We start from the raw sequence: 26,292 nt of genomic DNA on the forward strand, positions 1-26,292 counted from the left end.
CGGGTTCATAATCATTTCGTCGGTGACGGCCGAATAAACGCGCTCATCCTCTTGCGCGAAAACGGGGCTCGCCAACGCCAATCCGGCGCTCAGCGTAAGGATCGACGGTTTCAGATAGAATTGCATGAAATACCTTCCCAGAGTCGTTTGGTTTGTTTCACATCGCGTCAGGCAATGTCGAAAACTATCACTGCGCAACGCTTGGCAGTTCACTGCCCCAAGTATACGCCTGCGGCACACCGTTCCCCGTCGCGTCACCCTCCGCAGAACCTGCGAACATATCGCTGCCCGGCAATGGCTTTCCCCAAGTGTACGCTTGGGGCACTGCAACGGTTGAATCCGCATTGGTGGCTTCAGAAACGTTGGTGGTTGCCGCAACAGATGTCACTGCGACAAGGTCGATGGAATCCAAGACGTCATAGTCCACAACCAACGCATCTTCACCCGGCTGCGCGCCGTTATGGGCAAGAATATAGGCCATGATTGCGAGGTATTGATCCTCGGGCAGCTCTCCGGGGGCTTGGGGCGGCATTGACACCGAGATCATATCAAACAGCCCTCCTGCCGTGCTGAAGTTTTGCATGGTTTCCGCGCTCAGAGCTGGGGCTTCTTTACCTTCTAGGTCAGTGCCGTGGCATTGAGAGCATTGCGCCCCATAGAGTGCTTTGCCCCTGTCCGCCTGTTCCTGGGTGAAACCTGCCGCATTGGCCACTATGGGGACGATTGCTGCAATCATAGCGCAGACTACCAGCTTACAAGATCGTGTTGTATTCAATTGGTCCTCCGTATCATCAACCAATGTCCTCGACAGAAGAACGTCAGAACGAGAGCGTTCTGGAAATGCCGACTTCCCGTTGCCGGAAGGTCGTTGGCCTATCATGAATCACGCTCCGCATGGTGACAATGCCGTGATGTGAATATGATACATTGGTTTTTCGGATAGTCGGCACTCAGTCAGCGACGGGCAGACCATATTGTGATCTGAGGTCGTCCAGTCGTCCGTCCTCGTCCATATCGGAAAGGGCATGTGCGAAGGCGCGGCGCAACTCGACATCGCCCTTCCAGAACCCAAGCGCAAAGGACTGGCGCGCGACGCCTTCAGCCTTGAACCACGCGGAGGTCAGGTCAGTGCGATCTTGGGCCAACCGATCTGCGATCCCCTTATCGGCCAAACCGATCCGCACGCGCCCCGTTGTAAGTGCTGCTATCAAGGCTGCCTCGTCACGGACCAGCACGACATCAGCCTTTTCGGCTCGCAAAATCTGGCTTAGCGCCAAACGATCCAACCCTGGAGCAGGCAGAACAGCAACGCTCTCTCTCGGCTCTGGCACAAGGGTATTCGGCCGGATAACGCCCCAGCCCATTTGGACATCTGTGGGAAGCGTCTGCAAAAACCCACGGGTTTCCTCTGAATCCACGATACCGCCTGCGATCACATCGCACTGGCTTCGGCTCAGCCGCCAGTTGCGCGGATTGAAATCGGCCCCCATCGCCGAAACGACCCGCGTTTTCAATGTGATCCCCATGCTTTCGCTCAACTCCAGCATCAGCCCCACATCAAATCCGGGATATGTTGGATCGCCGGTGACCAAAGGGGGACGGCTTGGCGGAATACACACGCGCAACGTGCCGCGCCTTTTTATCTCTGACAAGGATGTATCCGCAGGAACGTAGGATAGCCCGAACATCAATAGCGACACCACCGCAACGTTTATCACCACAGGACGCCACCGGAACGGGCTGTGAAAACGCGGTGCCATCAGGTACGGCGAAATTCGAATAATGCCACCTGAAAAAAGACCAACCCAAGCAAAAGGATAAGTGTTGGTCCGATGTGGGCAGGAAACTGATTGAAACCGATCAATATGCCACGCAGGAAATCCACCGCATAAGTAATCGGATTGATGCGCATCGCCGCAACCAACCATTCAGGATAAACTATGATTGATTGTGTTCGACTAAGACTTGGATCAAGCGGAAAAACAGAGCTTGAGGTGAAATACAGCGGCAGGATCAGAGTGTTGGAGAACACACCGAACCCCTCGAAATTACGCACCCTGTTGGCAAGGATCACGCCAAATGCGGTCAAAGTGAAACTAAGGCAGAACATTGCCAGCAGGGCCAACGCAATCTGCCCCGGCATCAGCGAAATATCCGCAAATCGCGCAAGGATCAAAACGATCGACCCATGCACGGTGGCAATTGTGCTGCCACCCAGAATCTTGGCCAACAGGATCAAAGGGGTCGGCAGGGGCGACACTAGAATTTCCCGCAAAAACCCAAATTGCCGGTCCCATATGACAGACACCGCGAACAGAATCGATGTGTACATAATGTTAAGGACAATCACCGCAGGAAACAGAAACTGTACATAGGTATACGGCAGAACGACCCGCACCTCACCATAGACTTCGCCGCGAAAATACGGGTTCAATCCGATCCCCAGCACCAACAACCAAATCAAGGGGCGCGACACCCCCCCGATGATCTGACCGCGGTCACGCAACGCACGCACAACTTCGCGCAACCAAATTCCATACATTCCGCGTAGCCAAATCAATGCTGTAACACCCCATTCTCACTGCGCCCGAAGAAGTCGGAATTGGAATCGTTCAGAACAATCTCACGCAGCTGGCCGCATATATGATTGCGCAATGTGTGACATTCTGAGTGCGCCTGAAGCTGTGTGATGGATTGATCAGGCGCAAAAGGCAACAAAGCATCTTCGTGAAACCAGCCGGGGCGCGGAGACATCAGAACCAACCGGTCCCCAAGGGTCTGCCCCTCATCAACACTGTGCTTGTCACACAGGACAGTTGGGCAGCGCGCTGGGGTGAGCCGTACTATTTCTTCCTGCATCAATTCACACGATTGTACATCCTGGCTGGCAAGAGGCTCATCCCTCAGGATGATCGGCACCTCGGCGGCCAAGGGCAACGGTTGCTTCATACCACCCGACAATTTACCAGGATACATGGCTTCAACCGTCGACAGCCCGACCAAGCCCGACTAGCGGCGCGCTCGATTTAAGCAAGGCGGTCACGATGCGCGCCCTTTCTCGCTTGCCCGCTCAACACGATCCCGCAGCTCGCGACCCGTCAAGGACAAAAAAACGCTGGCCAATGTTGCGCTTTCGACTTCCAGGCTGCTGACATCGCGGCCAAAGGCTTTCAGAAACTGATCAATCTCGCTGTTCTTTGAAATGGGAACAGACAGGGTGTTATCGGTGGCTTGTGCCTTTGGCCACACGCCCGTGATCTTGTCCATTGCCTCTTTGCTGCGCGGTTTCACCAAAAGACGGGTCGTGCCATGCTTTGCCTTGAGATCAAACGGGGCACCGTTCGCGATGATTTGGCCGTGATCGATGATGGACACCTGATCGAAATGTTCGACCTCTTCGGTGTAATGGGTCGTGACCAGTACCGTAAGGCCGGTGTCACGGCTTAGTCGATCCAAATAAAGCCAAATCCGATCCCGTGTTTGAGTGTCCAGCCCGGTGGTCGGTTCATCCAGGAAAAGGATGCGTGGCTTATGCAGGAGGGCGCGGGCAATCTCAAGACGCCGCTTCATTCCGCCTGACAAGCTGCGCACGACTGTGTTGCGCCAATCTGTCAGCTCGACAAGGTTGAGCATCACTTCGATCTGCGCCCTGCGGGCCTTGCGCGTCATTCCATAGACAAGCCCATGAAATTCCAGATTTTCTGCCACGCTCAGCCGAGTATCCAGACTGCTATCCTGAAAAACGACGCCAATTTGCGCGCGTGCCACCATAGTCTGGCGCACAACATCATGCCCCGCCACGATGGCTTTGCCGGAATCTGGCGATGTCAGCCCGCACAAAATATTGACAAGAGTAGTCTTGCCGGCACCGTTCGGCCCCAGCAGGGCGGCGCGCTGCCCTTCCTCAATGGTGAGGTTGATCCCTTTGAGAACATTTCGGGCACCAAGTTGTTTTGCGAGGCTCTCAACCGAAATCGCCGCTATCGGCATAGTATCGCCACGATATTCCCTCCATTGAGAAAATCTCTCACCATCAACAATCACATCTCGGAGACCTGCGAAACCTAAACTTACATAAGAAAACGCAATAGCAGGAATTGCATCTGTTTACTCAGCAGCGGACACGATGGCAGGCCCAACAGCCGTTGCACAAGGATCAGTCATCGAGACACGCTTAAGGTCGGCCAGCTGCCTCTCGCCTTCAAACTCGCTTCTTACGTCCTCGCACAGCCGTTTTTGAAACGCGACAAATGCTGGGATGGATTGGTAATGTTTGGGGGCAACAAAGCTAACGTTGAACCGGGCACCGTCGATTTCATACATACGGACGCGGCTGCGCAACTCTTGAGGAAGACGTATAGTCAACGACAAAGGCACATGAGCCGTGGCCAAACCCTCCGCAACAAGCCGCGCAGCACCCACATTTTCGGGACAACGAAAAAATGGCATCGCAAGCGGCAGGTGGCTGCGAAACCATCCCTGAGTGTGATCTCTCCACGGGGCCAATGTGCCCAAGTCAACATAGCGTTTCAAGGCAACATAATTCGGCTCTTCCGGGGCTTTACAGGTATTTATAACGGTTTGAATCACCTCGTGCGGGATTGCCTCGGGCACCAGCCAGACGGTGCGATCGCTGAAAACTCTTGTGACGTGAAGATTGGAGTTCCTACCTGTCAAAAAGGCTTCGTTCACGACACCGCAATTGATCTGATGCATGGACAACATGTCCAAGACATCGGAAGAGTTTCGGCTGCCGACAAATTCCAAGCCGCCTATTTTGGGGTCCGAAACCGCCAATTCCGCCACTTTGTTAAAGAACCAAAGACGAAGCGCGTAGGGCGAACTGAAACGCAGTTGAATGCGGTCTTGTTTAAAATGGGTTTCATGAAAAATCTCGGCAGAGGCATGTCGATCGAGAATATCGACGGCAAACTGATACCAGTACTCCCCCGGCGCCGTCAGATGAAACACCGAGCTTCGCCCGCGCACGAACAATTGAGTGTCCAGAGATTTTTCCATCTTGGCAATCTGCTGTGACAGAGTCGGTTGAGAAAGCCCCACCAAGCGTGCAGCTTGGCTGATCGAACCTGTGGTTACGACCGCCTTTAGAATTTCAAGCTGCTTTAATGTAGGAGACATTTTGATCCACATTCTGGAACTAAGATACGGTCCATAAACAGAGCTCCATCGTTGCATGGCCAGGGCGTGGCTTGATAGTGATGCGGCTCGATCACCGTAAGATGTTGTAAATGCCACACAAGCTCAACGTGAATTGTCTTGGCAACGTCCCGAAGCAAAATGGCCGTGATGATGTGACGGCCTCAAGCTGGCAAGGCGGGTCCGCAATGATGCACAATGATGCACAAAGAAGGACGGTCATGCCGAAGATTGTCACCGTTGGGCGCGATCTGGCGAAGAACATGTTCCAGATGCACGGATCCGGTGCTTCAGTACGGCGCAAGTCGCTGAAACGAGGCCCTAGCAGGCAAAGCGGCTACAAATCCAAAGGCACCTCAAACCATAGAATGCGGAAGGTCAGTCGGTCTCACGCTGCGTTGCACAGACACTGACCTTCTGCGAAATTTGGAGAGTTCCCGTTGACCGATCGGTGTGCCCAAAGGGCGTCAACTGCGCGCGTTGCCTCAAGTCAGAACTCCTGCCTGTTTGTTTGACGAGTGCCGTGAAGGACGCCTTCGAAGAAATTCGCCACGGTGGCCCGCACGGTCGCCTCCACGTTGATCTCGAGTGGAATGTTGTAGACGTATTTTCGGATGGCGATGTAAAATACCGCCCCGTGCAGGCCCCAGAAGAGCTCGACCTCTTCCGCAGGAGGGGTATCTGATGGGGGCGGGGCTTCGGGCCCGCCACGAGATTCGCGTAGCTCCTGTGCTGCGGGCTCGATGATCCTTGTCCGGATGATGTCGAGATAGCGTTCGGTTAATCCGTAGGACTTCAGCCCCGAGGACACGAATAGCCGGACCCAGTCATAGTCGAAGACCCGTTCGGCATAAGCGACGTAGAACTGTGTCAGCCGCTCTTGCAGCGGACGATCGCGGTCGAGAATCAGTTGCTCCCACTCCGGGTTCCAACGCTTCAGATAGACGTGATCGTAGACCCGCTCGATCAGCGCGTCCTTGCTGTCGAAGTGGCGGTAAATCACCGCGTGCGAGACTCCCATCCGCTTGGCAAGTTCGCGCGTCTGGCCCTCAAAACCCGATTCCGCGAAGAACCGGACAGCCTCCTCAACGATCAGTTTTTCGCGCTCTGCGGCGCGCATGTTTTTGCGGCGCGGACGCCCGGTATCGGTCTTTGGGTCTGACATCATGCGGCCTCTTTTTGATGGAATGATAACGGAATTCAAAAAAGTAACCAAGTGGTCATTTTCTCTTGACCTGCGTTCGACGCGATGCTTTAGATAAGTGACCAATCGGTCATTTGTGTTCAGGGGACTTTCGACCGGAGAGGGAGGGGAAGTGAAACTACCAGCGTTCGAATACCTGCGTGCACGCAGCCCGGAAGAGGCTTGGCACCTCCATTCGGAAGTGGAGGGCGATGCGGTCTACCTGTCGGGAGGGCACAGTGTGGTGCCGTCCATGGCGCTGCGCCTTCAGGCACCGTCCCGGCTGATCGACATCTCTGGAATTGCCGATCTTTACGGTGTCGCGGTGCAGGACGACGCGCTGCGCATCGGCGCGATGACCCGCCACGCCGAGGTGATGGACAACCCGCTTGTCGCGCGCCATGCGCCGCTACTCGCGCTGGCCGCTCCGCATGTGGCGCATCCCGCGATCCGCAACCGTGGCACCCTCGGCGGCAATCTGGCGCTGGCCGATCCGGCGTCGGAGTTTCCCGCGGCGGTGCTGGCCCTGCGCGCTGAGATCGAGATCATCGGCCCCGATGGCAGCAGGCATGTCCCCGCCGATGAGTTCTTCCTCGACCTCTACGAGACCGCCCTCGCCCCTGGCGAGATCCTGACCGCGGTACACGTCCCCCTGCCGCCCGCCGGCCGTGTCTTTGCCTTTGACGAGATTGCGCGGCGCCGGGGCGATTACGCCATGGTCGGTGCCGCGGCCCAAGCCGATTTGGAGGAAGGCATGGTTGTCGATGCCTCGATCGCGTTTTTCTCGGTGGGGTTCACCCCGGTGCGGGCCAAGGCAGCGCAGGCGGCGCTGATCGGCGCGCCGCTGTCGCGCGAGAGCGTTGCGCGCGCTCAGGCCAGTCTGGCCGAAGACCTCGATCCGCCGGATGATCCGGGCTTTCCCGCTCACCGTCGCTTGCAGCTTGCGCGCGTCCTTCTGGGACGGGTTCTGAACCAGATGGAGACCCGGCCATGAAGGTCCTCGTGAATACCAAAGTCAACGGCACTCCGGTGCAAGAGGCGGTGACACCGCGCAGCAGTCTTGCGGATTTCCTGCGCGATGATCTGGGCCTCACAGGCACCCATCTGGGCTGCGAGATGGGTGCCTGTGGTGCCTGTCTGGTGCTGCTCGACGGCGCGCCGGTACATGCCTGCCTCGTGCTGGCAGTACAGGCCGAGGGCGGCACGGTCGAGACCGTCGAAGGGCTGACCGAAACCGGGGCGGTCGCCGACCTTCAGGAGAATTTCCACGACCGCAACGCGCTGCAATGCGGCTATTGCACCAGCGGCATGCTGATGAGCGCGCAGGCGCTGCTGGCGCGCAACGCGGCACCCTCGCGCGACGAGATCCGCGACGCGCTCTCGGGCAATTACTGCCGCTGCACCGGCTACGAGGCGATTGTCGATGCCATCGCCGCCACCGGCCGAGCGCGGACCGCGGCGACAGAGTCGGCTCAAACCGCGCCAACAAATACGGAGGCGGCGGAATGACCCTGCATATCGGCCAGTCCCAGCGCCGCGAAAATGCCCGCCGCCATCTAGCCGGGCGCGGGCGCTTTGTCAGTGATCTTGCGTTGCCGCGGATGCTGCACGCGGTCTTCGTGCGCAGCCCGATGGCCAAGGGCCGGATCCTCGACATCGATACCGAGGCGGCGTCGCTTTGCCCCGGGGTCCTGCGCATCTTTACCGCTGCGGATCTGAACCCGCGCTGCCAGCCTTGGGTCGGCACATTGGATCACTTCGCGGGAATGCAGAGCCCCCCGATGAACATTCTCGCCGAGAACGAGGTGCTCTGGGCCGGCCATCCGGTCGCGATGATCCTCGCGCGCAGCCGAGCCGAGGCCGAGGATGCCGCCGATCAGGTGCTGGTGGATATCGAGGACACGGAGCCGGTGACCGGCGGCGCCCCGGTGCTACAGCCCGGTGCCCCGCGGGCCAATGAGGCCACCGACAGCAACCTGTGCTACGAGACGCTGCTCGAAACGCCGGATGTGGACCGGGCCTTTACGGAGGCGGCGCATGTGGTCGAGGCCGCGTTCACCTTCGGGCGACATACTGCGGTGACCCTCGAGCCGCGCGCGGTGGTGGCGGATTACGATCCCGCCAGCGGGGCGTTGACAGTGCATCACGGCACCCAGACCCCCTATCAGTTTCAGGATGTCTACGCCCGACATTTCGGACTGCCGGAAGGCAAGGTCCGGGTCATCGCGCCAGATGTGGGCGGCTCCTTCGGGATGAAGCTGCATGTCTACAACGAAGAGATGGGCACCGTCGCCGCCAGCCTGATCCTCGGGCGGCCGGTGCGCTATGTGGCGGACCGGCTGGAAAGCTTTGTTTCGGACATCCACGCGCGCGACCATGACGTGCACGGCCGGATGGCGGTGGCGGCGGATGGCACAATCCTTGCGATGGAGGTCGACGACCTGACCCGGATCGGCGCGGTTTCGGCCTATCCGCGCACCAGTGCCGCCGAGGGCAATCAGGTGATCCGCCTGATGGGCGCGCCCTACCGGATGCCCGACTATCGCGGGAAGCTCTCGGTCGCCTTTCAGAACAAGGTGCAGACCAGCCAGTACCGCGCGGTGGGCCATCCCATCGCCTGTGCCGTGACCGAGGCGCTGGTCGAACGCGCGGCAGAGGCCACCGGCTGCGATCCGTTTGAGATCCGCGCCCGCAACCTCATCGCCGACGACGCTTATCCGCATGTCTCGGCAACCGGCTACCAGTTCGAGAAGCTGTCGCATCAGGCTTGTCTTGCCCGCCTACGCGAGATGATGGACCCCGACGCCCTGCGCGCCGAGCAGGCCGCCTTGCGCACCCGCGGCATCTATCGCGGCTTCGGCATCGCCTCTTTCGTCGAGATCACCAACCCCGGCGCGACCTTCTACGGCATCGGCGGGGCGCGGATCTCGGCGCAAGACGGGGCGGTGGTGCGGATGCTGCCCTCGGGTGACATCCATTGCGCGATCTCCGTGACCGAACAGGGCCAGGGCACTGAAACGATCATCGCGCAGGTCGTGGCCGACCAGCTTGGGGTTGCCCCCGAGCGGGTGAGTGTCACCACCGGCGATACCGCGACCACGCCAAGCGGCGGTGCCAACTGGGCCTGCCGCGGTGCCGGTATCGGCGGCGAAACCGCGCTGCGTGCGGGACGGCAACTGCGTGACCGCATCCTGACGCTGGCCGGTGCTCTGGTGCAGGCCGACCCGGCAACCTTGCGGTTGGCCGGGGGCGCCGTGGTCGATGCCGCCAGCGGCGCTCCGCGCATCGCGCTGGAGGAAATCGGCCGGATCGCCACCTACCGTCCCGACACGCTGCCCGACGGGGTCGACCATTCCCTGACCGTGGCGCACCACTTCGCGCCCGTGGGGTATCCGTTCGATTTCACCAACGGCATTCAGGGAAGCCTCGTCGAGGTGGATACGGAAACCGGACTCGTGAAGCTCTTGAAGCACTGGGTGGTCGAGGATTGCGGCCGCATCATCAACCCGCTGCTGGTCGACGAACAGATCCGCGGCGGCGTGGTGCAGGGGCTCGGCCCTGCCCTTTTCGAGGAATGCCAATATGACGCGGACGGGCAGCTGACCAATGGCTCGCTGGCCGAATACCTCGTCCCGATGGCGGTGGAGATGCCGGATATCGAGATCGCCCATATAGAGACGCCGACGCAGGACACCATCCTGGGTGCCAAGGGCGTCGGCGAAGCCGGCACTGCCGCCGCCGGGGCCGCCGCGATGAACGCGGTGAACGACGCCCTGCGCCCCTTCGGTGCCTGTCTCACCCAGACCCCGATGACCCCGCTGCGCATACTTGATGCGCTTGATGCAGCTCTACAGGAAAGGACCGCCCCATGAAGCTCGAAGGAGAGCAGTTTCTCGACGCCGACCCGATGACCGTCTGGGCCGCGCTCTTCGATCGGGAGGTGCTGGCCGCGGCCATTCCGGGCTGCGAAAGCCTCGATCAGACCAGTGATACCGAATTCGCCGCCGTGGTGAAGTTGAAGGTCGGCCCGGTCTCGGCCCGATTCAAGGGCGACGTGGTGCTCAGCGACATCGTGCCGGGGCACTCCTGTACGCTGTCGGGCAAGGGCTCGGGCGGGATTGCCGGGTTTGCCAAGGGGGCGGCACAGGTCACGCTGACACCCGAAGGCACGGGCGTGCGCCTGCGGTATGATGCGGATGTCGCGGTGGGCGGCAAGCTGGCCGCGCTCGGCAGTCGGCTGATCAAATCCACGGCGCAGAAGCTGACCGACGCATTTTTCGCCAACCTGTCCGAAATTCTGGCGGTACCGGAAACCGCCGAACCAGTATGAACCGCGCGCGCAGGGCGGTGGCAGCATGCGCTGCGGGACACTGCGCAGAACAAGACACATCCTTGGGAGGAGGACACCAATGACCACAACACGCAGAGCCTTTCTGACCACCACATCGGCGGCGCTTGCCATGCCGTTCCTGAACACGCGCAGCATCGCGGCTGAAAACATCTCGATCCAGATCGGATCGAGCCACCCGACGAACAATATCTGGGTCTACGCCATGCAGAACGCCCTGCAACCGGCGCTGGACAAGCTACTGGCGGATGCAGGTGGCGACTATTCTGTGAGCTGGAACGAGAATTACGGCGGCACGCTCTACAAGTTCAAGGACACGCGCGCCGCGGTGCGCGACGGCATTGTCGATGTCGGCATGGTGGGCACGGTCTGGGAAGGCTCGGCCATGCCGCTCCAGAACGTGACCTATTTCACCCCCTTCGCCAATGCCGACCACAATGTCACCATCGACATTTTCGACAAGCTGACCGAAGATCTGCCCGAACTGCGCGCAGGCTGGACCGATCAGAACATGGTGCACCTGTCCTCGCTGGTGACCGACAGCTACGACGTCTATGCCACCTTCCCGATCACCTCGGTTGATGACATCGCCAACCGCCGCCTGAATGCGCCGGGCACCTCGGCCAACTGGCTGGCGGGCACCGGGTGTTCGCCGGTCGATGGCGCGCTGACCACCTATTACACCGATATTCAGACCGGTGTGTCCGAGGGAACGCTGTCCTTTGCCACCGGCATTCAGCCAACACGGGTCTATGAGGTGGCACCTCATCTGTCGCGGGTGGGCTTCGGGTCGATGTATTTCGGCGGAATCGCCGTGAACAAACGCTTTTTCGACCGTGCCCCCGCGCCCGTACAGGCGGCCCTGAAAGAGGCCGGGCGGATCACCTCGCGCGCCCATGGGGACTATATCACCAAGCGGGCGACCGAAGCGATGACCGAGATGAAAGCCGCCGGGCTACAGGTGTCCGAGATGGCCAGCGCCGAGCGCGCACGCTGGGCGGCCGCGCTGCCGAATGTCACCAAACCTTGGCTTGATGCCAATGGCGCTCCGGCGGCCACGGTGCTCGAGGCCTATTTTGCCGAACTCGAGACCCGCGGCATCACCCCGGCACGGGATTGGTCCGCCGGGCTCTGAGCCCGCTGCCACAACCGAACGAGCGTCACGAGGGAGACCCCATGCAACGCGCCACATCATCCGCCCCCGGCCTGCCTGCGCTGCGGCGCGGGCTGGCCTTGGTCCTGAACGCCATGGCGGCGGTCGGTGCCCTGTGGATCTTTGGGATCATGATGCTGATCGTCGCCGACGTGATCAGCCGCAACCTTCTGGCCGCGCCGATCATCGGCGTGGCCGAAATTTCGGCCCGCTCGGTCGGGGCCATTGTCTTTCTGCTGCTGCCGCCAGCGGCGCTGAACGGCACGCTGATCCGGTCGGATTTCCTATTGCGCGGGATCGAGCGGCTGTCGCCGCGCGCCCTGCATCTGCTGGACACCCTGTTCGCGCTGGCCGGGGCGGGGATTTTCGCGCTGGTGGCAATCGCCGCCCTGCCCGACACCCATGACGCCTGGGTCAGTTCGGACTTCTTCGGAGTGCGCGGGGTCTGGACGCTGCCGACCGTGCCCTTTCACCTGCTGGTGGTGATCGGCGGGGCCGCCACAAGCCTTGCCTTCATCGTCGTGGCCGCGGACTGCGCCGCAAAATTCCGCATGCCCCGGAGGCCGCTGCCATGAGCAATATCACTATCGGACTGATCCTCATAGGCGTGCTCTTTGCCTTGGTCCTGCTCGGGATGAGGATCGCCATCGCGCTCATGGCCGTGGCCTTCGCCGGCGTCTGGATCATGCGCGACAACTTCGACCTGTCGATGCGGCTGATGTCGATCGCCACCTATAATGGCGTGGCCAGCTATCTCTTTGCCACCATTCCTCTGTTCGTGCTGATGGGCCACCTGGTCAGCATCTCGAATGTCGGCAAGGACACCTTCGATGTGGCCGAGGCCGGGCTGCGGCGTCTGCTGGGCGGGCTGGGCATCGCCACGGTTGCGGCGAATACCGTCTTTGCCGCCGTCACCGGTGTATCGATCGCCTCGGCGGCGGTGTTTACCAAGGTCGCGGTGCCGGAGATGACCCGCCACGGCTATGCCCCATCCTTTTCCGCCGGGACGGTTGCCGGCAGCTCGGTGCTGGGCATGTTGATCCCGCCGAGCCTGCTGCTGATCATCTATGGCGTACTGGCCGAGCAATCCATCGGGCGGATGTTCATTGCCGGCCTCGTGCCGGGCGCGCTGCTGGCTGGCGGCTTCGTTCTGTGGATCCTGTTTGCGGCGAAATTCGCGCCGGGGCTGGTCTTTGCCAAGCAGGACGCCCCGGGCCAGCCGGACCGAGAGAGCTATCCGCAGATGACGCTGCCAGAGATCCTGCGCAAGATCACCCCCATCATCGTGCTGGTCACCTTCGTGTTGGGCGGGCTCTATAGCGGCTTTTTCACCCCTACCGAGGCCGGCGGCGTCGGTGCCTTTGCCGCACTTGTAATTGCGGTGTTGCGCCGCAGCCTCGACCTGCGGCGCTGCTGGGCCGTTTTGAGCGAGACCGGCACGATCTCAGTAGGCATTCTGGCGCTGCTGGTTGCTGCGGGGTTCTACAGCCAGATGCTGGCCGTGGCTGGAATTCCGTCGGCCATCGGAACCTTTGTCACCGACAGCGGCTTTGGCCCGGTGGGTTTCCTTTTGGTCTATGTTGTGTTGGTGCTGCTCTTGGGCATGATCCTCGACAGCAGCTCGATCCTGTTGATCGTGGTGCCCATCGCGGCCCCAATTGCGCAGAGCCTTGGGTACGACCTGATCCAGTTCGGCATCATCACTGTTATCGCCGTCGAGGTAGGTCTGCTTACGCCGCCATTCGGGATATCGATCTTTACAGTGCATTCAACGCTCGGTGACCGCAACGTGCGCCTTGAGTCGATTTTCGCAGGTGCCCTGCCTTATGTCGCGGTGATGTTGACCGTGCTGCTCCTGATCGCCGCCTTTCCGCAGCTTATCATCGGCTGAGGACGCCGTGCGTGCTGACCTTTCTGTATCTCGGCGTTGCAAGTCTGCGCCCGCAGCAACCTCGGCCAAGATCGCGGACAGGGCGATGTATGGCGGCTGTGACCCCTGCTTGACGGCGCAGGTGTCGCGCCATGCGGACCTGACACCAACGCGATCCGGCCCGCATGGCGCGCTGCGACACATCTTTCCGGCGAAACGGGATGGAACGCTGTAGCGATTGCTGGCGCAGCGTCGATCTCCGGTTCCGGCCTGGCTTTCAGGCCATCATCAAACACCCCGTGCCCGCTCGATCAGGGTCTTCTCCTCACTCTCAGCATCATGCCACTGTTGTGCGGAAAATCCACTTATCCTGGCTGTTCAGATTTCCGGAAGCACCTCTTTCCTTGGCGTTGATGGGAATACATGCACGGCTCGTAACTGCAAATTATAGCGACGCCTTGGATGAAGCTATTGGTGAATCTGGTGTTCAATCCGCTTCATGGACGGGCATGTGTTCTAGCATCGGATAGCATCCCGACTGGCGCGGATTGGCAGTCGGGTTGCAAATTTACGCTGTTGTAGTAGGTTCTGGTAGAAGCAAAAAGCGTTGGACCAGACCATCTTCTTATCAGGCAAACAACAAGAGTTGGGGCCCCTGCGTCATGCAGAGGGAGACCTGATGATGGCATCCATAACGATGCTTTGCTGGCAAACTGCGACGTCCTTGCGGTTGCCAAACTGAATAAACAAACAGGAGTGTCCAATATGAAACGCTATATTCTTAGCGCTGCCCTTGCAGCCGTCATCGCCCCCGGAGCGGCCATGGCACAAGAGGATTGCGGTGAAATCACCATCGCCGAGATGAACTGGGCCTCGGCCGGTGTCGTGGTTGCGGTGTCCAATTTCCTGCTGGAGCAAGGCTATGGCTGCGATGTCACCGTCGTACCGTCCGACACCACGCCCGCCGTCACGTCGCTGTCGGAAAACAACGAACCCGATATCGTGCCGGAACTTTGGCCGAACTCGGCCGGTGACGCCTATAAGAAGATCAAGGCCGACGGCAAGATCGTCGAATTGACGTCCGTTCTTGATCCCGGCGGCGTCGAAGGCTGGTGGATTCCGACATATCTGGCCGAGGCGCACCCCGAACTGAAAACCATCGAAGGTGTCATGGCGAACCCTGATTTGGTCGGCGGCATGTTCAACAACTGTCCTGATGGCTGGGGCTGCCGGATCGTCAACGACAACCTGATCCGCGCGATGGATCTGGAAGGTTCGGGCATCGAGGTGTTCAACCACGGATCGGGCGAAACGCTGGCCACGTCGATGGCGGCGGCAGTTCAAAGCGAAAAGCCGTGGTTCGGTTACTACTGGGGTCCAACCACGCCGCTGGGCAAGTTCGACATGACCAAGGTCAGCTTGGGTGAAGAGAACGAGGCAGCGCAGAAAGCCAATGCGAACGCGGATTCCCCGGATGCTGCCGTGACCGAATTTGCGACCGCTCCGATCCTGACCGTCGTGACCAAGGACTTTCAGGCCTCTCACCCTGAGATTTCCGAGATGATGTCCAACGTCCAGTTCAAGACCGACCAGATGAGCGGCCTTCTGGCATGGATGGACGAGAACAACGCCAGCAGCGAAGAGGCGGCCGTCTACTTCCTGAGCAATAACGCCGACATCTGGAAAGAGTGGATCAATGACGACGCGCGTGAGAAGCTTTCGGCACTGTTGAAGTGATCCGAAATTGGGCGGGACCATTGTAGTCCCGCCCGATTCTCAGGGCAATAAAAGCAAGAAAAAGAGACCTAACATGAAAAAAACCGCTATTGCGTCCCTTATCAGCGCCGCCTTTCCCGCCGCCGCGCTTGCCGATTGCGGCGAGGTATCGATCACCGAGATGACATTCGCCTCGGCGATCATCACCACCGAAATTTCGAGCTTCTTGATGGAGCAGGGCTACGGCTGTACCGTGACCCGCGTGCCCTCGGATACCATCCCGGCGCTGACCTCGCTGGCGGAAAACGAAGAACCCGACATCGTTACCGAACTTTGGGTAAACTCGGCTGGCGAGGCTTATGATAAGCTGAAGGCCGAAGGCGTGATCGAAGACATGGCACAGGTTCTGGACCCCGGCGGCATCGAGGCATGGTGGATTCCGACATATCTGGCCGACGAACATCCCGAGTTGAAAACGATTCAAGGGATCTTGGATAACCCCGAACTGGTCGGCAACCGTTTCAACAACTGCCCCGATGGCGGCTGGGTGTGCAATATCATCAACCACAACATCGCGCGGGCCTATGGCGTCGAGGACGCGGGAATAGAGATTTTCGACCACGGTTCCGGCCAGACTCTCGCCGCATCGCTTGCCGCCGCCTATGAGGCGAAAGAGCCGTGGTTCGGTTACTACTGGGAACCAACGGCAATCATGGGCCGTTTCGACATGACGATGGTCGATATCGGTGAGGCGAACGCCGAGCTTCACGAAAGCAATCTTGACCCGGATTTCGGCAATCCACAGAAAACGGCCTATCCACCCAGCCTTGTCTATACGGTCGCCACGACCAGCTTTACCGAACGGGAACCCGAAGTGGCCAAACTGATCTCCAACATCAGCTTTTCGACCGATGAGATGAGCGCGCTTCTGGCCTGGCAGGGTGAAAACAACGCGTCGACCGAAGAGGCGGCCGTGTATTTTCTGCAAAACAACAAGGACAGGTGGGCTGACTGGCTGAACGATGATGCCCGTCAGCGTCTGTCCAGGCTTTTGGGCGAATAAGGCACGATCACAAATTGCGACGATCCGGTACATAACGCGCCGGTTCGTTGCATTCCAAATGCTGGATAACTGAACCATGAGGGGCCGCGAAATGCCCCCGGACGAGGGACGGATGGCAACTTACGATTTCATATTCGACAAGCTGGGCCTGCGGGACTGGTGCGATGGCAGTGGCGCTGGCGAGAATGGCAGCAGCGGCCCGATGTCGATGGCTGACTTGCTCGGCCAAACCACTGGCGACGCGGTCGAGGTTTCGGCATGGGACACGCCATTCCCGTCGCTCGACAATCTGCATGACGCCTGCGACGCGATTCCGCAATCGCGCGACCTGACCACAGGTTTGGAAAGCGGGTTCCTGAATATCAAGGACAGCCTCAAGGTGGTTGTCGATCCGTTGACCCAACCGCTTAGCTGGGCGCTGAACGAAATGCTGTGGGTGATGCAGGCCGTGCCGTGGTGGATCATGATCCCGCTGCTGATGCTGATCACCTATGCGGTTGGCCGGTCGCTGAAACTCGTGGGGCTTGTCGCTCTGTGCTTTGGATTTCTCGCATTCATCGACTATTATGACTACACCATGCAGACGCTGGCGATCATTTTCGTCTGTGCCTTCATTTGTGTGTTATTTGGGGTGCCGATAGGCATTGCAATGTCGCGAAGTGACCGCACGCAACGGGTCATGATCCCGATCCTCGACATGCTGCAAACCCTACCGCCCTTTGTCTATTTGATCCCGCTGATTTTCCTCTTTTCGGTGACGGAGCCAAAGCTATACGGCATCGCGATCATTCTTTACGCCATCGTGCCCGTGGTGCGCCTGACCGACCTTGGTATTCGCCTTGTTGACCAGGACGTAATCGAGGCCGCGGACGCCTTTGGGATGACCAGCCGTCAAAAACTGTTCGGGGTCCAAATTCCGCTGGCCTTGCCCAATATCATGGCCGGGGTCAACCAGACCATCATGATGAGCCTTGCAATGGTTGTCATCGCATCGCTGGTATCCGCACCGGGCCTTGGCGTGCTTGTCCTGCGCGGCATCCGCAGTCTGGAACTGGGCGTCGGCCTGCTTTCGGGTCTGGGAATTGTTCTGCTTGCAATCATTCTTGACCGGGTGACCAAAGCAGCACTTGCCCGTATCAATTCCAGCCAGCCGAAATAAGGGAGCGGACATGTCAGACGATATTAAAATCAAAATCCGGAACCTTTACAAAATCTTCGGAAATGACCCGGAAATGGCGCTTGAACATGTGAAAAACGGCATGGGCAAGACCGACTTGCTGGCGGAACATAACCACGTTCTGGGCCTGAACAACATCAACGTCGATATGCCTGCGGGCAAGACAACAGTCATCATGGGGTTGTCGGGGTCGGGGAAATCGACCCTGATCCGGCACCTGAATCGTCTGATCGACCCGACCGCCGGCGAAGTGCTGGTGGACGGCGACGACATTCTTTCCTACAGCGACAAGCAGTTGCGCGACCTACGGCAACACCGGATGTCGATGGTGTTCCAGAAATTCGCACTGTTTCCGCATCGCACAGTTCTGGAAAACACGGGCCTGGCCCCTTCAATCGAAGGCAAAAGCAAGAAAAGATACGAGGACGAAGCGCGCAAATGGCTGGCCCGTGTGGGGCTTGAGGGTCAGGGCGATCAGTATCCTCATCAGCTTTCGGGCGGGATGCAGCAGCGTGTGGGCATCGCCCGCGCATTGACCAGCAATTCCGACATCATGCTGATGGACGAAGCGTTCTCGGCACTTGACCCGCTGATCCGCACCGACATGCAAAACCTGCTGATCGAATTGCAGGCCGAGTTGCAAAAGACCGTGGTGTTCATCACTCACGATCTGGATGAATCCCTGAAGCTGGCCGACCATCTGGTGATCCTCAAAGACGGGTTCATCGTCCAGCAGGGGGAGCCGCAACATATCCTCCTGAACCCATGCGACCCCTACATCGAAGACTTTGTCAGCGACATCAACCGCGCCCGCGTTTTGCGTGTTCGTTCAGTCATGCGCAGAACGACCGAAGAGATGGGCGAAATCAGCGGCGAAGTCGATCACGATGATAATCTGGAATCGTTGATCGAAAGGTCGGGCGGCGATACGACCAACCGTTACCGTGTGATGAAGAACGGCAAACAGGTTGGAATACTGGAGATGACCGACCTGGTGCGCTCGCTGGTTCCCCAAGGCGGCTCATCCGACCCCGAAGCCGCACGACGGGCCGGTTGATCCCTCAATCGTTGCGTACCCGGTAGCGTCCAGAAACGCCGTTCGTTGAACCGGATATTGGCGCAGTTGCAGCGAAGATCTGTCAAGTCTACGGGAGCTGACAAAAGCGACAAGCCTGACAAGGAGGAAAGTACGGACAGTTCTTTGTGCCATGGGGACCTTGGTTTACGGCTGCATTTTTTGATGAACAAACCGAGCGGCTGCGTGATGACAGGCGGTGCAAATAAGGTGATATTTCTGCCCCGGTATGGCTGACTGGGTTTCGGTCTTCCCGCCATAGGCCTGATGCAGCGCAGTTTTCGGTGAGATGGCCGCACAGCGGGTGCCGATGTCTGCACAAGACAGGGTCGGGCTTTTGAAAGTGCCGTTGGCCGAAGGCCTGAACTTCGGCCAACGGCAAAATGGCAGAGGCCACCAGTTCCCACGATTATTTCCAGTTCTCACACCCGGCCGCCCGGCGCATATCTCGCACTTGGCGGGGTAGCCATGTCATGTCAGGAAGATCTAAAACGCTCATGAGAGCTGTCGCTCTGCCTCCTGCCGAAACAGACCCCACCATACGCAGCCAGCAAAGCGCAAGAATACTTCTGGGAACTCGAAGATCAGCTACAGGAGCGTTCCGATGCCATCCGACTAGCCGGACACTCTCAACACCACGCGCGGCATCCGCGAAGCCCAGAAGTTGCGCAAGCAGGCCAATGCGGTGATCTGGCCGCTCAGCCGCGTGCATATCTGGCAGATCGTCAAGCGGATCATGATCGACGCCGGGACACCGGATGCGCCGCACCGCATTTAATATATTTCCAAAAGCCGGCGCTGTGACCTATGATTGCCGGCAAGGAAAGGATTGGGGGAGGCGGAGGTCATGATTGAGAATGCCCTACTTCTGGATCTGGACGGGAAACCGATCCAACGTGAAGGGCTTACTCGATCAACCGACTGGGACGAAATTCAGGAATTTTGTCGTACCACATACATGCCATATCGAGTGCGTCCCTTAGAGCGGCAATCGCGCCCGGATTCCACCATGTTGTCGGCCAAGGCAGGGCGGGTCACGGCATCACGGTTTTCCTATGGCACAGGCGTCCATCTGGACAAGTTCGACCCCGATTCCGGGAATATCCTTGTTCTGAATACATTGCGCGGCAAGCTCAACCATCAGTGCGGAAAAGAACCGGCATCAACCACCGCAGGCGAGAGCTTTGTGGTGGATTGTTCGCGCACGGATTACTGGTTGGAAGCCGATCCGGACCACATGCAATTCAATCTCACGATACCGCATCATGTGATGGAGGAAACCGCCGAAAAATGGTTCGGATATGTCCCGGACAATGCGCTTTGGACGCGAAGGGTAAAATTCGGTGGGTCAAATTCGCGCTGGATGGCCCTATTGCACTATATATCCTACACCTTGGGCGCTGATGACGACCTGTCTCTTGAGACAAACAGAGCCGTGGACCGCCATCTTGAGGAAATGGTCTGCCTCGACCTGTTGAAGTTATGGGCCGCTGGCGCTGGCATTCGGCTTGAGAAAGATGCGCGCGCCGCAGCGCCCTATTATGTGCGCCAGGCCGAAGAGATGATGACCGCCGAAGCGCGGGAGGCACCGAAAATTGGCGATGTTGCCGGACGTGTCGGCGTGTCTGCACGGACATTGTCGGAAGGGTTTCGCCGTTTTCGCGGGATAAAGCCACGCGAGTTTCTGTCTGCGCGCCGCCTCGAAGGGCTACACGCCGATCTGAAGGCGGCGACATCGGATAGGACAGTAACCCAGATTGCCGCCGCATGGGGGTATGTGAACATGGGCGCGCTTGCGGACAGCTATCGCAAGCGGTTCGGTGAATTGCCCTCCAAAACCCTGAAGAGAGATCCTTCGCCAAAATAACGCCTGTCTCATAGCGTCCTGCTCTTGCGCTTTACTTCCGAAACCGGACAGCCCCTTCCGATACCGAACAGACAGTATCTCCCAGCCGCCGTAATCTATTCAATCAGATTGATAAGGGAGGAAATCATGACAGACCTGAAAACAACCTGCGATGCGATAATGTCCGGCGTTGTGAACAGCAATCCACGTGTTCCAGGCGTGGTTGCAATGGTCACTGACCGCGACAGCGACATCTATTCCGGAGCAACTGGCGAACGGGTTCTGGACGGCAAGGCAATGACCGAAGACACTGTCTTTGCGATCTTTTCGACAACCAAGGCGATTACCGGAACCACAGCACTGCAATGCGTAGAAGAAGGCTTGCTCGACCTTGATGCGCCTGCAAAAGACTACGCACCTGCTATCGGCAAACTACAGGTCATTGACGGCTTTGACGATGCGGGCCAGCCAAAGCTGCGCGCCCCGACATCTGATGTGACCACCCGTCAACTAATGCTGCATACCGGCGGTTTCGGCTATGATTTTTTCGACGAAAACTATAAGCGGATGGCCGAAGAACACGGTCAGCCCTCGGTTGTTTCGGGCACCCGCGCGGCCATCGAAACACCGCTGCTTTTCGATCCGGGTGAGCGCTGGCAATATGGATCCAACATCGACTGGGTCGGTCAGGTGGTCGAAGGTATCCGCGGCAAACGGTTGGGCGAGGTCATGCGCGACCGTGTGTTCGATCAACTCGGCATGACCGACATCGCGTTTACCCGCACCGATGATATGAAAGCCCGATCTGCAACGATCCATGCGCGCGGAGAGGATGGCAGCCTGACGCCAATGAACGACTTTGCGCTACCCGACAATCCGGAGGTGGATATGGGAGGGCATGGGCTTTACGGCACGGTGCCGGAGTACATGAAGTTCATCCGCATGTGGCTGAATGACGGCGCGGGTCCGAATGGGCGTGTCCTGAAACCGGAAACGGTAGAATGGGCCGTGAAAGGTGCGCTTGTGCCCCCGCAAAAGGTAACGATGTTGCCCGGCGTTATCCCCAGTCTGTCCAACGACGCAGAATTCTTTCCGGGCCAGAAAAAAGACTGGGCCTATACCTTCATGGTCAACTCCGAACAGGCTCCGACCGGCCGTCCCGCTGGGTCGATCGGGTGGGCCGGGCTGGCGAACAGTTTCTTCTGGATCGACCGGCAGAACGGGGTCGGAGGGTACTGGGCAACGCAAATCCTGCCCTTTGGTGATCCGCAATCCTTTGTCGGCTACCTCGACTTTGAAACCGCTGTCTATCAGTCGCTCGACGCCGCAAAAGCAGCCTGATCTACCGATCACGTTGCGAGATGAACACGGGTGCGGCACCTTGTTTTCCGCACCCGCTTTGGTGTGGGAGGATCCAGGTGACGGACTTTATTTCATGGCAAGACCTGCCGAAATGGGTGCCGGGAAAGACCTTGCTGGCCAGCGATGATCTTGGGTGGAAAAACGTCGGGCTACGCTCTTATCACTACGAGGGGCAGGATGTGATCGTTCCGGCCATGAAAGATTTCATGCTTGTCGGATATCGTGCGGGCGTCACACCGATGCGACGCCGATTTGACGGGCGCTGGACGAGGGAAACGCTCAGCCCCGGTGCAGCTTCATTTTTGACGCGGGCACAAAGCGCGCATTGGATGTGGGATGAGCCTGTCGACGTCACCCACATCTATATTTCTGGCGCGCTGATGATCGATGTTGCCAGCGAAATGTTCGACAGTGTCGTCTCGAATGTCGCGCTGGAAGACGTGCTGCGGACCACCGACCCCGTTATTGCAAATGTCATGAAGGCGCTTGCACAAGAGGCCCGAGAGGCTGGCTTGGGTGGCCCTCTTTATGTCGAGTCGTTAACCCGCGCCCTCATCGTGCATCTGCTGCGCCGATACGCCATGGTACAGGCCCCCGCCGAATGCAGCACCGGAGAATTGTCGCCCGTGCAAAAGCGAACCATCGCAGAATTTGTTGAAACCAACCTGTCGCAAACACTCGACCTGTCGTCGATGGCCCAAGCGCTGGGTATGACACCTTGTCTGTTCGCGCGTCACTTCAAGTCGTCTTTCGGCACCCCGCCATATGCCTATGTCATCTCACGCCGGCTCGAACGCGCCCGACATCTGCTGTCCAAAAGCGATCTGGCGATCAAGTTAATTTCCGCCGATTGCGGATTCTCGGATCAGGCGCACATGACGCGGCTTTTCCGTCGTGCGCATGGGGCACCACCTGCCGAGTTTCGAAAGAGCTTTCAATAAAAGAGACCGCGACGTGAAACGCCGCAGCCCCCAGTTTCATAGCTGACATCAATTCACGCGATTTCGAAGCCCTCGTAACCGCTTGCAGCAACTTCCCTGCACTTCTGGCGGTATGTTCCAGTCCCCCCGGTGTAGGACATGAAGCGACCAGGTTTGCCGTCGATGTTCGCGCCATTGTACCAACTGTTCGTTTTGGAGAACAGCGTGGCATTGACCGTGTCGTCGTGGTGCTGCACCCAGGCATCCTCGAAAGCAGCAGTCGGTTCGATTACCGATTTCCCGCTCTCGCGCATGTGCTTGATGCAGTCGCTGATCCACTCGGTCTGTTGTTGCAAACAGGTGGTCATGTTGCACAGTGCCGCTGACGGTGCCAGTGGAACGCCTGTCATGAACAGGTTCGGGAAACCGTATTTCTGCAATCCCATCGATGTGCGGGTGTCCTTGTTCCACTCATCGCGCAGATTATACCCCTTGCGCCCGTTGAAATTGATCCGCGACATGCCTCCGGTTCCGGCATCAAAGCCAACCGCCATGATGATAACGTCCACCTCGTACACTGAGCCGTCGGCGAGCTTGATGCCGTCAGGAACAATCTCGACAATGGCATTTTCGCGAACGCTGATCGCCTCGACATGGGGCAAAAGATAGGTTTCGAGGTAGTTGGTTTCCAGCGGAACACGATGAGTTCCGAAACCATAACTGCCCTTTTGCGGCACTAGAATGTCGATCAGTTTGGGGTCTTTCAGTCGTTCGCTCATTTTGTCCCGAACAAACTGCGATACCTCTTCGTTGACATCTTCCTCAAAGAACATTTCGACGAAGGAAGCGAGCCACAGTTTAAGCGATCCGTCGGCATGAATTTCTTCCAACCGCTCGCGGCGCTCTTCGGGCGTCAGTTCGGCCCATGTCACGCCAAAATCATATTCAAAACCAGTGAACGTGTCCGGAAGCGTGGTTTTCAGTTCATCGAAGCGACCTTTGTACCACGCTGCCTCTTTGGGACCGTATTTCGGATTTTTCATCGGCAGAACATATTGCGGTTTGCGGACAAACACCTTCAACTCGTCCACCAGTGGTGCGATTGTCTGGATGACTTGAATTCCCGTCGCGCCAACGCCGATCACGCCGACTTTTTTCCCTTCGAACTCAATACCCTCTTTCGGATAGAGGCCAGTGTGTACGATGGTCCCTTTGAAACTGGCTTGGCCGGGGAAACGGTCCGCCAGCGGCGCTGAAAGCATTCCCGTGCAGCCGATCACATATTGCGCATCAAAGCTGTCACCCCGATCGGTTTTCACCGCCCAACGGCCGGTTTCCTCGTTGAAGTCGGCCCTTGTCACGCGGCTGGAGAATTTGATGTCCTTACGCAGGTCCAGCCGGTCGGTAATGTAATGCAACCAACGCTCAATCTCGGGCTGCGCCGGGAAACGCTCGCTCCATGTCCAGTCCTTGTAGAGATCTTCGTCGAACAGATATTGGTATATGTAGGATTCAGAGTCGAACCGCGCGCCAGGATATCGGTTCCAGTACCAGGTTCCGCCAACATCCGTTCCGGCCTCAAGGCCCTGCACATTCAGACCCTGCTGTTTGAGTTGGTGAATTTGATAGAGACCGGATACCCCGGCCCCGATGACGATTGCATCAACTTTCGTAGTCATGTGTTTCCTCCCTAGTTTCATGCGCGACCCACCGTTACCCAGAGAACTGGCTGCAAGAGGGCGAACCTTCCAGGCAACAAAATCCCGGTAACAAAATGCTAGGGGAACCGAATGATTGCGGTCTTGAACAAAACATCAGTGATCTTTGAACAAAGCCGACACCCGACTTGTCGGATGGCATTCCGGAGTACAGACGGGCGACAGGTCAGCGACTAGGTATTTGATCCCACGGCTTGATGGGGTGATCCTTTCGTTGGAACCTTCGATCAAGATCGCCTGGACGCGCCGCGACAGTGGGGAGAAAACCTCGAACGACGCCGTTTCTGCTCTTGCCGCCACTGAAGGGAGGCGGGAAGCCGTCCGTCCTGATCCTTGGGCGATATCGTTTCCTTAGGCCCTCTGGAGCTACGACTACAACACCGTCAGGCCACACTCATCACTCGGAAACCAGACGCCAAAGCAAGCGCGGCTGGCGCTTGAGCAATTTGAGGGCTCCGCGCCCACCGCGCTTGCCCAATCCGGAACCCCCAACTATCAAAACCAAACCTGCAAACTCTCGTTATGAGTGAGGGACCAATGGGGGCAGGTCAGATGGCTTGTCGAACGGCGCGGCCGCTATGGAGCATTTCTTGGCTGTGTCCGCTTCCCTGACTGTGCGGGCAAAGCCAAGCAAAAGAAAAGCGCATGACATGCTGGAAAAGCGCGATCCAGCCGCCATTGGTAGGATCGACTACGAAGGTCCGCAGGCATCGCATTCGGGACCTTCATGGCCGCCGCAGCGAGCGGAAGGCCCCCGCCCTTCCTGATGGGGGAGCGCCAACGCGGTCGTCCCACAATGGACTTTGGCCTCTCGCTCGATTGCTGCGTTGCAGCTTCACCAGACCTGCCATTCGTGCATCGCGCAGCATTCTCTCTGCTTGGTCGTAGGTGTGTGGAAAAGCCGACCTTCGTCTTTATCGAAGCATGTCCGCTTTCGGTGAAAAGAGTGCTGAACGGTTGCTTTCAAGACGAACAATATACAGGGGACCGGTTGCCCTGCGTGGACTTGCCTTACAATAAAGGCACGTCTTAACCATCTATCCAGGTCTTAACGATCCAGCTGCGCAATGACTCTTCATCAAGGGAGGACAAGAACCTTGCGTCTGCGGGGTCTTCAAGGTGATGAAAAAAGACGATACGGTCGTTATCGTTGTATTGAGCCCTGACATATTCGCCGTCTTCGGAACCAGAACCACCAATGGTTGGGGTGAAACCAAGTTCGCTCAGGGTTATCATCAACCTTTCCAATTGGGTCTCGTAAGCGGGGGAAAATCTCTCCCAAATTTCGACCGGCTCGGAACCAGACAAACCCCAAGCGAAAGGTTCGTTATCTCGCGGGCGTGGAAAGCTGGTTTTCATAGAAATTATTACATGCTTCATTGTTTTGTCGATTAGAACCCTGTCCGGTCGACGCAGGTAGCTTCAATTGCAGACATTGTCGGCGATGCCAAAGCCTGTCAAGACGGGCACCACAACGGTCATGCGACGCTGCGGCGGCGTTCAGCTTGCATGGCGACGCTGATCGACTTGACCGGCCCAGGGCGGCCGTCCACCGGCCATTCTGATGCTGCGCTGCGGTTTTCGTATTGCTGCCATTATGGCGAGCGCAGCATTTTCTATGACCGGAACCCTGCTGAGTGGACGAAATTGCCATTCATCGGCCATTCTTGTGAGGCAGAAGAAGAACGTATAGAGCCGAGTTGA

Annotated in this window: 25 protein-coding genes and 1 pseudogene; 17 read left to right on the forward strand and 9 right to left on the reverse strand. The window is 58.3% G+C overall.

All coding sequences use genetic code 11. The annotated features are described in order from the left end of the window. Positions 1-187 precede the first annotated feature (187 nt). From DMZ65_RS10440 to DMZ65_RS10470, 7 genes are all read right to left on the reverse strand, one after another. Entirely contained in the window at positions 188-736 is a 549-nt protein-coding gene (locus DMZ65_RS10440) for a c-type cytochrome (RefSeq protein WP_157960598.1), read from the reverse strand. Between the two features lie 214 nt (positions 737-950). Next, positions 951-1,760: a substrate-binding periplasmic protein gene (locus DMZ65_RS10445; RefSeq protein WP_116598845.1), complete on the reverse strand. Its 810-nt coding sequence runs from the start codon at positions 1,758-1,760 to the stop codon at positions 951-953. Beyond that, positions 1,760-2,542 carry an ABC transporter permease gene (locus DMZ65_RS10450; RefSeq protein ID WP_179141455.1) on the reverse strand — a complete coding sequence of 261 codons (783 nt, stop codon included), beginning with the start codon at positions 2,540-2,542 and terminating at the stop codon, positions 1,760-1,762. Before DMZ65_RS10450 ends, DMZ65_RS10445 begins: the two co-directional genes overlap by 1 nt. 14 nt (positions 2,543-2,556) lie before the next feature. Continuing rightward, positions 2,557-2,949, reverse strand: coding sequence for a P-loop NTPase family protein (locus DMZ65_RS10455; RefSeq protein WP_116598846.1), 393 nt, complete (start codon positions 2,947-2,949; stop codon positions 2,557-2,559). 90 nt (positions 2,950-3,039) lie between these two features. Next, positions 3,040-4,044, reverse strand: a complete 1,005-nt coding sequence (locus DMZ65_RS10460; protein WP_198662662.1) for an ABC transporter ATP-binding protein — start codon at positions 4,042-4,044, stop codon at positions 3,040-3,042. Between the two features lie 63 nt (positions 4,045-4,107). Then, the gene (locus DMZ65_RS10465; protein WP_198662663.1) at positions 4,108-5,151 is read right to left on the reverse strand and encodes a LysR family transcriptional regulator; all 1,044 of its coding nucleotides are present in this window, start codon (positions 5,149-5,151) and stop codon (positions 4,108-4,110) included. Between the two features lie 496 nt (positions 5,152-5,647). Continuing rightward, a complete protein-coding gene (locus tag DMZ65_RS10470) occupies positions 5,648-6,322 on the reverse strand; it encodes a TetR/AcrR family transcriptional regulator (RefSeq protein WP_198662664.1) in 675 nt (224 codons plus the stop codon). 151 nt (positions 6,323-6,473) lie between these two features. Here DMZ65_RS10470 and DMZ65_RS10475 point away from each other — a divergent pair, with 151 nt between their 5' ends. The 14 genes from DMZ65_RS10475 to DMZ65_RS10540 all read left to right on the forward strand — a co-directional run bounded on the left by DMZ65_RS10475 (position 6,474) and on the right by DMZ65_RS10540 (position 22,891). Then, entirely contained in the window at positions 6,474-7,334 is an 861-nt protein-coding gene (locus tag DMZ65_RS10475; RefSeq protein ID WP_116598849.1) for an FAD binding domain-containing protein, read from the forward strand. Beyond that, a complete protein-coding gene (locus DMZ65_RS10480) occupies positions 7,331-7,849 on the forward strand; it encodes a (2Fe-2S)-binding protein (protein WP_116598850.1) in 519 nt (172 codons plus the stop codon). Before DMZ65_RS10475 ends, DMZ65_RS10480 begins: the two co-directional genes overlap by 4 nt. Beyond that, the gene (locus DMZ65_RS10485) at positions 7,846-10,212 is read left to right on the forward strand and encodes a xanthine dehydrogenase family protein molybdopterin-binding subunit (RefSeq protein ID WP_116598851.1); all 2,367 of its coding nucleotides are present in this window, start codon (positions 7,846-7,848) and stop codon (positions 10,210-10,212) included. The genes DMZ65_RS10480 and DMZ65_RS10485 overlap by 4 nt, the downstream gene beginning before the upstream one ends. Next, entirely contained in the window at positions 10,209-10,670 is a 462-nt protein-coding gene (locus tag DMZ65_RS10490; RefSeq protein WP_116598852.1) for an SRPBCC family protein, read from the forward strand. The genes DMZ65_RS10485 and DMZ65_RS10490 overlap by 4 nt, the downstream gene beginning before the upstream one ends. Positions 10,671-10,749: 79 nt before the next feature. Further along, entirely contained in the window at positions 10,750-11,823 is a 1,074-nt protein-coding gene (locus DMZ65_RS10495; protein ID WP_198662665.1) for a C4-dicarboxylate TRAP transporter substrate-binding protein, read from the forward strand. A 41-nt stretch (positions 11,824-11,864) separates the two neighbouring features. Continuing rightward, the gene (locus DMZ65_RS10500) at positions 11,865-12,416 is read left to right on the forward strand and encodes a TRAP transporter small permease (protein WP_116598853.1); all 552 of its coding nucleotides are present in this window, start codon (positions 11,865-11,867) and stop codon (positions 12,414-12,416) included. Next, positions 12,413-13,732 (forward strand): TRAP transporter large permease, encoded by a 1,320-nt coding sequence (locus DMZ65_RS10505; protein ID WP_116598854.1) that lies wholly within the window; start codon positions 12,413-12,415, stop codon positions 13,730-13,732. Before DMZ65_RS10500 ends, DMZ65_RS10505 begins: the two co-directional genes overlap by 4 nt. A gap of 744 nt (positions 13,733-14,476) precedes the next feature. Further along, positions 14,477-15,448, forward strand: a complete 972-nt coding sequence (locus DMZ65_RS10510) for an ABC transporter substrate-binding protein (protein WP_116598855.1) — start codon at positions 14,477-14,479, stop codon at positions 15,446-15,448. Positions 15,449-15,521: 73 nt separating this feature from the next. Beyond that, positions 15,522-16,490, forward strand: a complete 969-nt coding sequence (locus DMZ65_RS10515) for a glycine betaine ABC transporter substrate-binding protein (RefSeq protein ID WP_116598856.1) — start codon at positions 15,522-15,524, stop codon at positions 16,488-16,490. A gap of 112 nt (positions 16,491-16,602) precedes the next feature. Continuing rightward, a complete protein-coding gene (locus tag DMZ65_RS10520; RefSeq protein ID WP_116598857.1) occupies positions 16,603-17,649 on the forward strand; it encodes an ABC transporter permease in 1,047 nt (348 codons plus the stop codon). 10 nt (positions 17,650-17,659) lie between these two features. Further along, entirely contained in the window at positions 17,660-18,724 is a 1,065-nt protein-coding gene (locus DMZ65_RS10525; protein ID WP_116598858.1) for a quaternary amine ABC transporter ATP-binding protein, read from the forward strand. Positions 18,725-19,589: 865 nt separating this feature from the next. Then, entirely contained in the window at positions 19,590-20,609 is a 1,020-nt protein-coding gene (locus DMZ65_RS10530) for an AraC family transcriptional regulator (protein WP_116598859.1), read from the forward strand. A 126-nt stretch (positions 20,610-20,735) separates the two neighbouring features. Further along, complete coding sequence (gene acmB, locus DMZ65_RS10535) at positions 20,736-21,929, forward strand: methyl acetate hydrolase AcmB (RefSeq protein WP_116598860.1); 1,194 nt, start codon at positions 20,736-20,738, stop codon at positions 21,927-21,929. Between the two features lie 77 nt (positions 21,930-22,006). Further along, on the forward strand, positions 22,007-22,891 hold the full coding sequence (locus tag DMZ65_RS10540; RefSeq protein ID WP_116598861.1) for a helix-turn-helix domain-containing protein: 885 nt from the start codon (positions 22,007-22,009) through the stop codon (positions 22,889-22,891). A 53-nt stretch (positions 22,892-22,944) separates the two neighbouring features. Here the strand turns inward: DMZ65_RS10540 and DMZ65_RS10545 are convergent, their stop codons facing one another. Next, positions 22,945-24,549: a flavin-containing monooxygenase gene (locus tag DMZ65_RS10545; protein ID WP_116598862.1), complete on the reverse strand. Its 1,605-nt coding sequence runs from the start codon at positions 24,547-24,549 to the stop codon at positions 22,945-22,947. 394 nt (positions 24,550-24,943) lie between these two features. On the opposite strand from DMZ65_RS10545, the pseudogene DMZ65_RS10550 reads away from it, so the two are divergent. After that, a pseudogene (locus DMZ65_RS10550) lies at positions 24,944-25,114 on the forward strand (integrase core domain-containing protein); the annotation flags it as partial. Next, positions 25,115-25,237, forward strand: a complete 123-nt coding sequence (locus tag DMZ65_RS10555) for a topoisomerase DNA-binding C4 zinc finger domain-containing protein (protein ID WP_232824963.1) — start codon at positions 25,115-25,117, stop codon at positions 25,235-25,237. A gap of 380 nt (positions 25,238-25,617) precedes the next feature. Here DMZ65_RS10555 and DMZ65_RS10560 read toward each other — a convergent pair whose 3' ends face one another. Next, a complete protein-coding gene (locus tag DMZ65_RS10560; RefSeq protein WP_116598863.1) occupies positions 25,618-25,947 on the reverse strand; it encodes a hypothetical protein in 330 nt (109 codons plus the stop codon). A gap of 150 nt (positions 25,948-26,097) precedes the next feature. Here DMZ65_RS10560 and DMZ65_RS10565 point away from each other — a divergent pair, with 150 nt between their 5' ends. After that, positions 26,098-26,292: a hypothetical protein gene (locus DMZ65_RS10565; protein WP_116598864.1), complete on the forward strand. Its 195-nt coding sequence runs from the start codon at positions 26,098-26,100 to the stop codon at positions 26,290-26,292.

This window comes from Primorskyibacter marinus (assembly GCF_003313245.1).
In the GTDB taxonomy this organism is placed as follows: domain Bacteria; phylum Pseudomonadota; class Alphaproteobacteria; order Rhodobacterales; family Rhodobacteraceae; genus Primorskyibacter; species Primorskyibacter marinus.

What these genes read in the sequence shown, in the direction of transcription:
- DMZ65_RS10505 (WP_116598854.1), top strand. Translation starts at nt 12,413, where the DNA reads ATGAGCAATATCACTATCGGACTGATCCTCATAGGCGTGCTCTTTGCC.
- DMZ65_RS10495 (WP_198662665.1), top strand. Translation starts at nt 10,750, where the DNA reads ATGACCACAACACGCAGAGCCTTTCTGACCACCACATCGGCGGCGCTT.
- DMZ65_RS10525 (WP_116598858.1), top strand. Translation starts at nt 17,660, where the DNA reads ATGTCAGACGATATTAAAATCAAAATCCGGAACCTTTACAAAATCTTC.
- DMZ65_RS10455 (WP_116598846.1), bottom strand. Translation starts at nt 2,949, where the DNA reads ATGAAGCAACCGTTGCCCTTGGCCGCCGAGGTGCCGATCATCCTGAGG.
- DMZ65_RS10515 (WP_116598856.1), top strand. Translation starts at nt 15,522, where the DNA reads ATGAAAAAAACCGCTATTGCGTCCCTTATCAGCGCCGCCTTTCCCGCC.
- DMZ65_RS10520 (WP_116598857.1), top strand. Translation starts at nt 16,603, where the DNA reads ATGGCAACTTACGATTTCATATTCGACAAGCTGGGCCTGCGGGACTGG.
- DMZ65_RS10480 (WP_116598850.1), top strand. Translation starts at nt 7,331, where the DNA reads ATGAAGGTCCTCGTGAATACCAAAGTCAACGGCACTCCGGTGCAAGAG.
- DMZ65_RS10465 (WP_198662663.1), bottom strand. Translation starts at nt 5,151, where the DNA reads ATGTGGATCAAAATGTCTCCTACATTAAAGCAGCTTGAAATTCTAAAG.
- DMZ65_RS10530 (WP_116598859.1), top strand. Translation starts at nt 19,590, where the DNA reads ATGATTGAGAATGCCCTACTTCTGGATCTGGACGGGAAACCGATCCAA.
- DMZ65_RS10545 (WP_116598862.1), bottom strand. Translation starts at nt 24,549, where the DNA reads ATGACTACGAAAGTTGATGCAATCGTCATCGGGGCCGGGGTATCCGGT.
- DMZ65_RS10490 (WP_116598852.1), top strand. Translation starts at nt 10,209, where the DNA reads ATGAAGCTCGAAGGAGAGCAGTTTCTCGACGCCGACCCGATGACCGTC.
- DMZ65_RS10450 (WP_179141455.1), bottom strand. Translation starts at nt 2,542, where the DNA reads ATGTATGGAATTTGGTTGCGCGAAGTTGTGCGTGCGTTGCGTGACCGC.
- DMZ65_RS10485 (WP_116598851.1), top strand. Translation starts at nt 7,846, where the DNA reads ATGACCCTGCATATCGGCCAGTCCCAGCGCCGCGAAAATGCCCGCCGC.
- DMZ65_RS10560 (WP_116598863.1), bottom strand. Translation starts at nt 25,947, where the DNA reads ATGAAAACCAGCTTTCCACGCCCGCGAGATAACGAACCTTTCGCTTGG.
- DMZ65_RS10470 (WP_198662664.1), bottom strand. Translation starts at nt 6,322, where the DNA reads ATGTCAGACCCAAAGACCGATACCGGGCGTCCGCGCCGCAAAAACATG.
- DMZ65_RS10440 (WP_157960598.1), bottom strand. Translation starts at nt 736, where the DNA reads ATGATTGCAGCAATCGTCCCCATAGTGGCCAATGCGGCAGGTTTCACC.
- DMZ65_RS10565 (WP_116598864.1), top strand. Translation starts at nt 26,098, where the DNA reads ATGGCGACGCTGATCGACTTGACCGGCCCAGGGCGGCCGTCCACCGGC.
- DMZ65_RS10445 (WP_116598845.1), bottom strand. Translation starts at nt 1,760, where the DNA reads ATGGCACCGCGTTTTCACAGCCCGTTCCGGTGGCGTCCTGTGGTGATA.
- DMZ65_RS10500 (WP_116598853.1), top strand. Translation starts at nt 11,865, where the DNA reads ATGCAACGCGCCACATCATCCGCCCCCGGCCTGCCTGCGCTGCGGCGC.
- DMZ65_RS10510 (WP_116598855.1), top strand. Translation starts at nt 14,477, where the DNA reads ATGAAACGCTATATTCTTAGCGCTGCCCTTGCAGCCGTCATCGCCCCC.
- acmB (WP_116598860.1), top strand. Translation starts at nt 20,736, where the DNA reads ATGACAGACCTGAAAACAACCTGCGATGCGATAATGTCCGGCGTTGTG.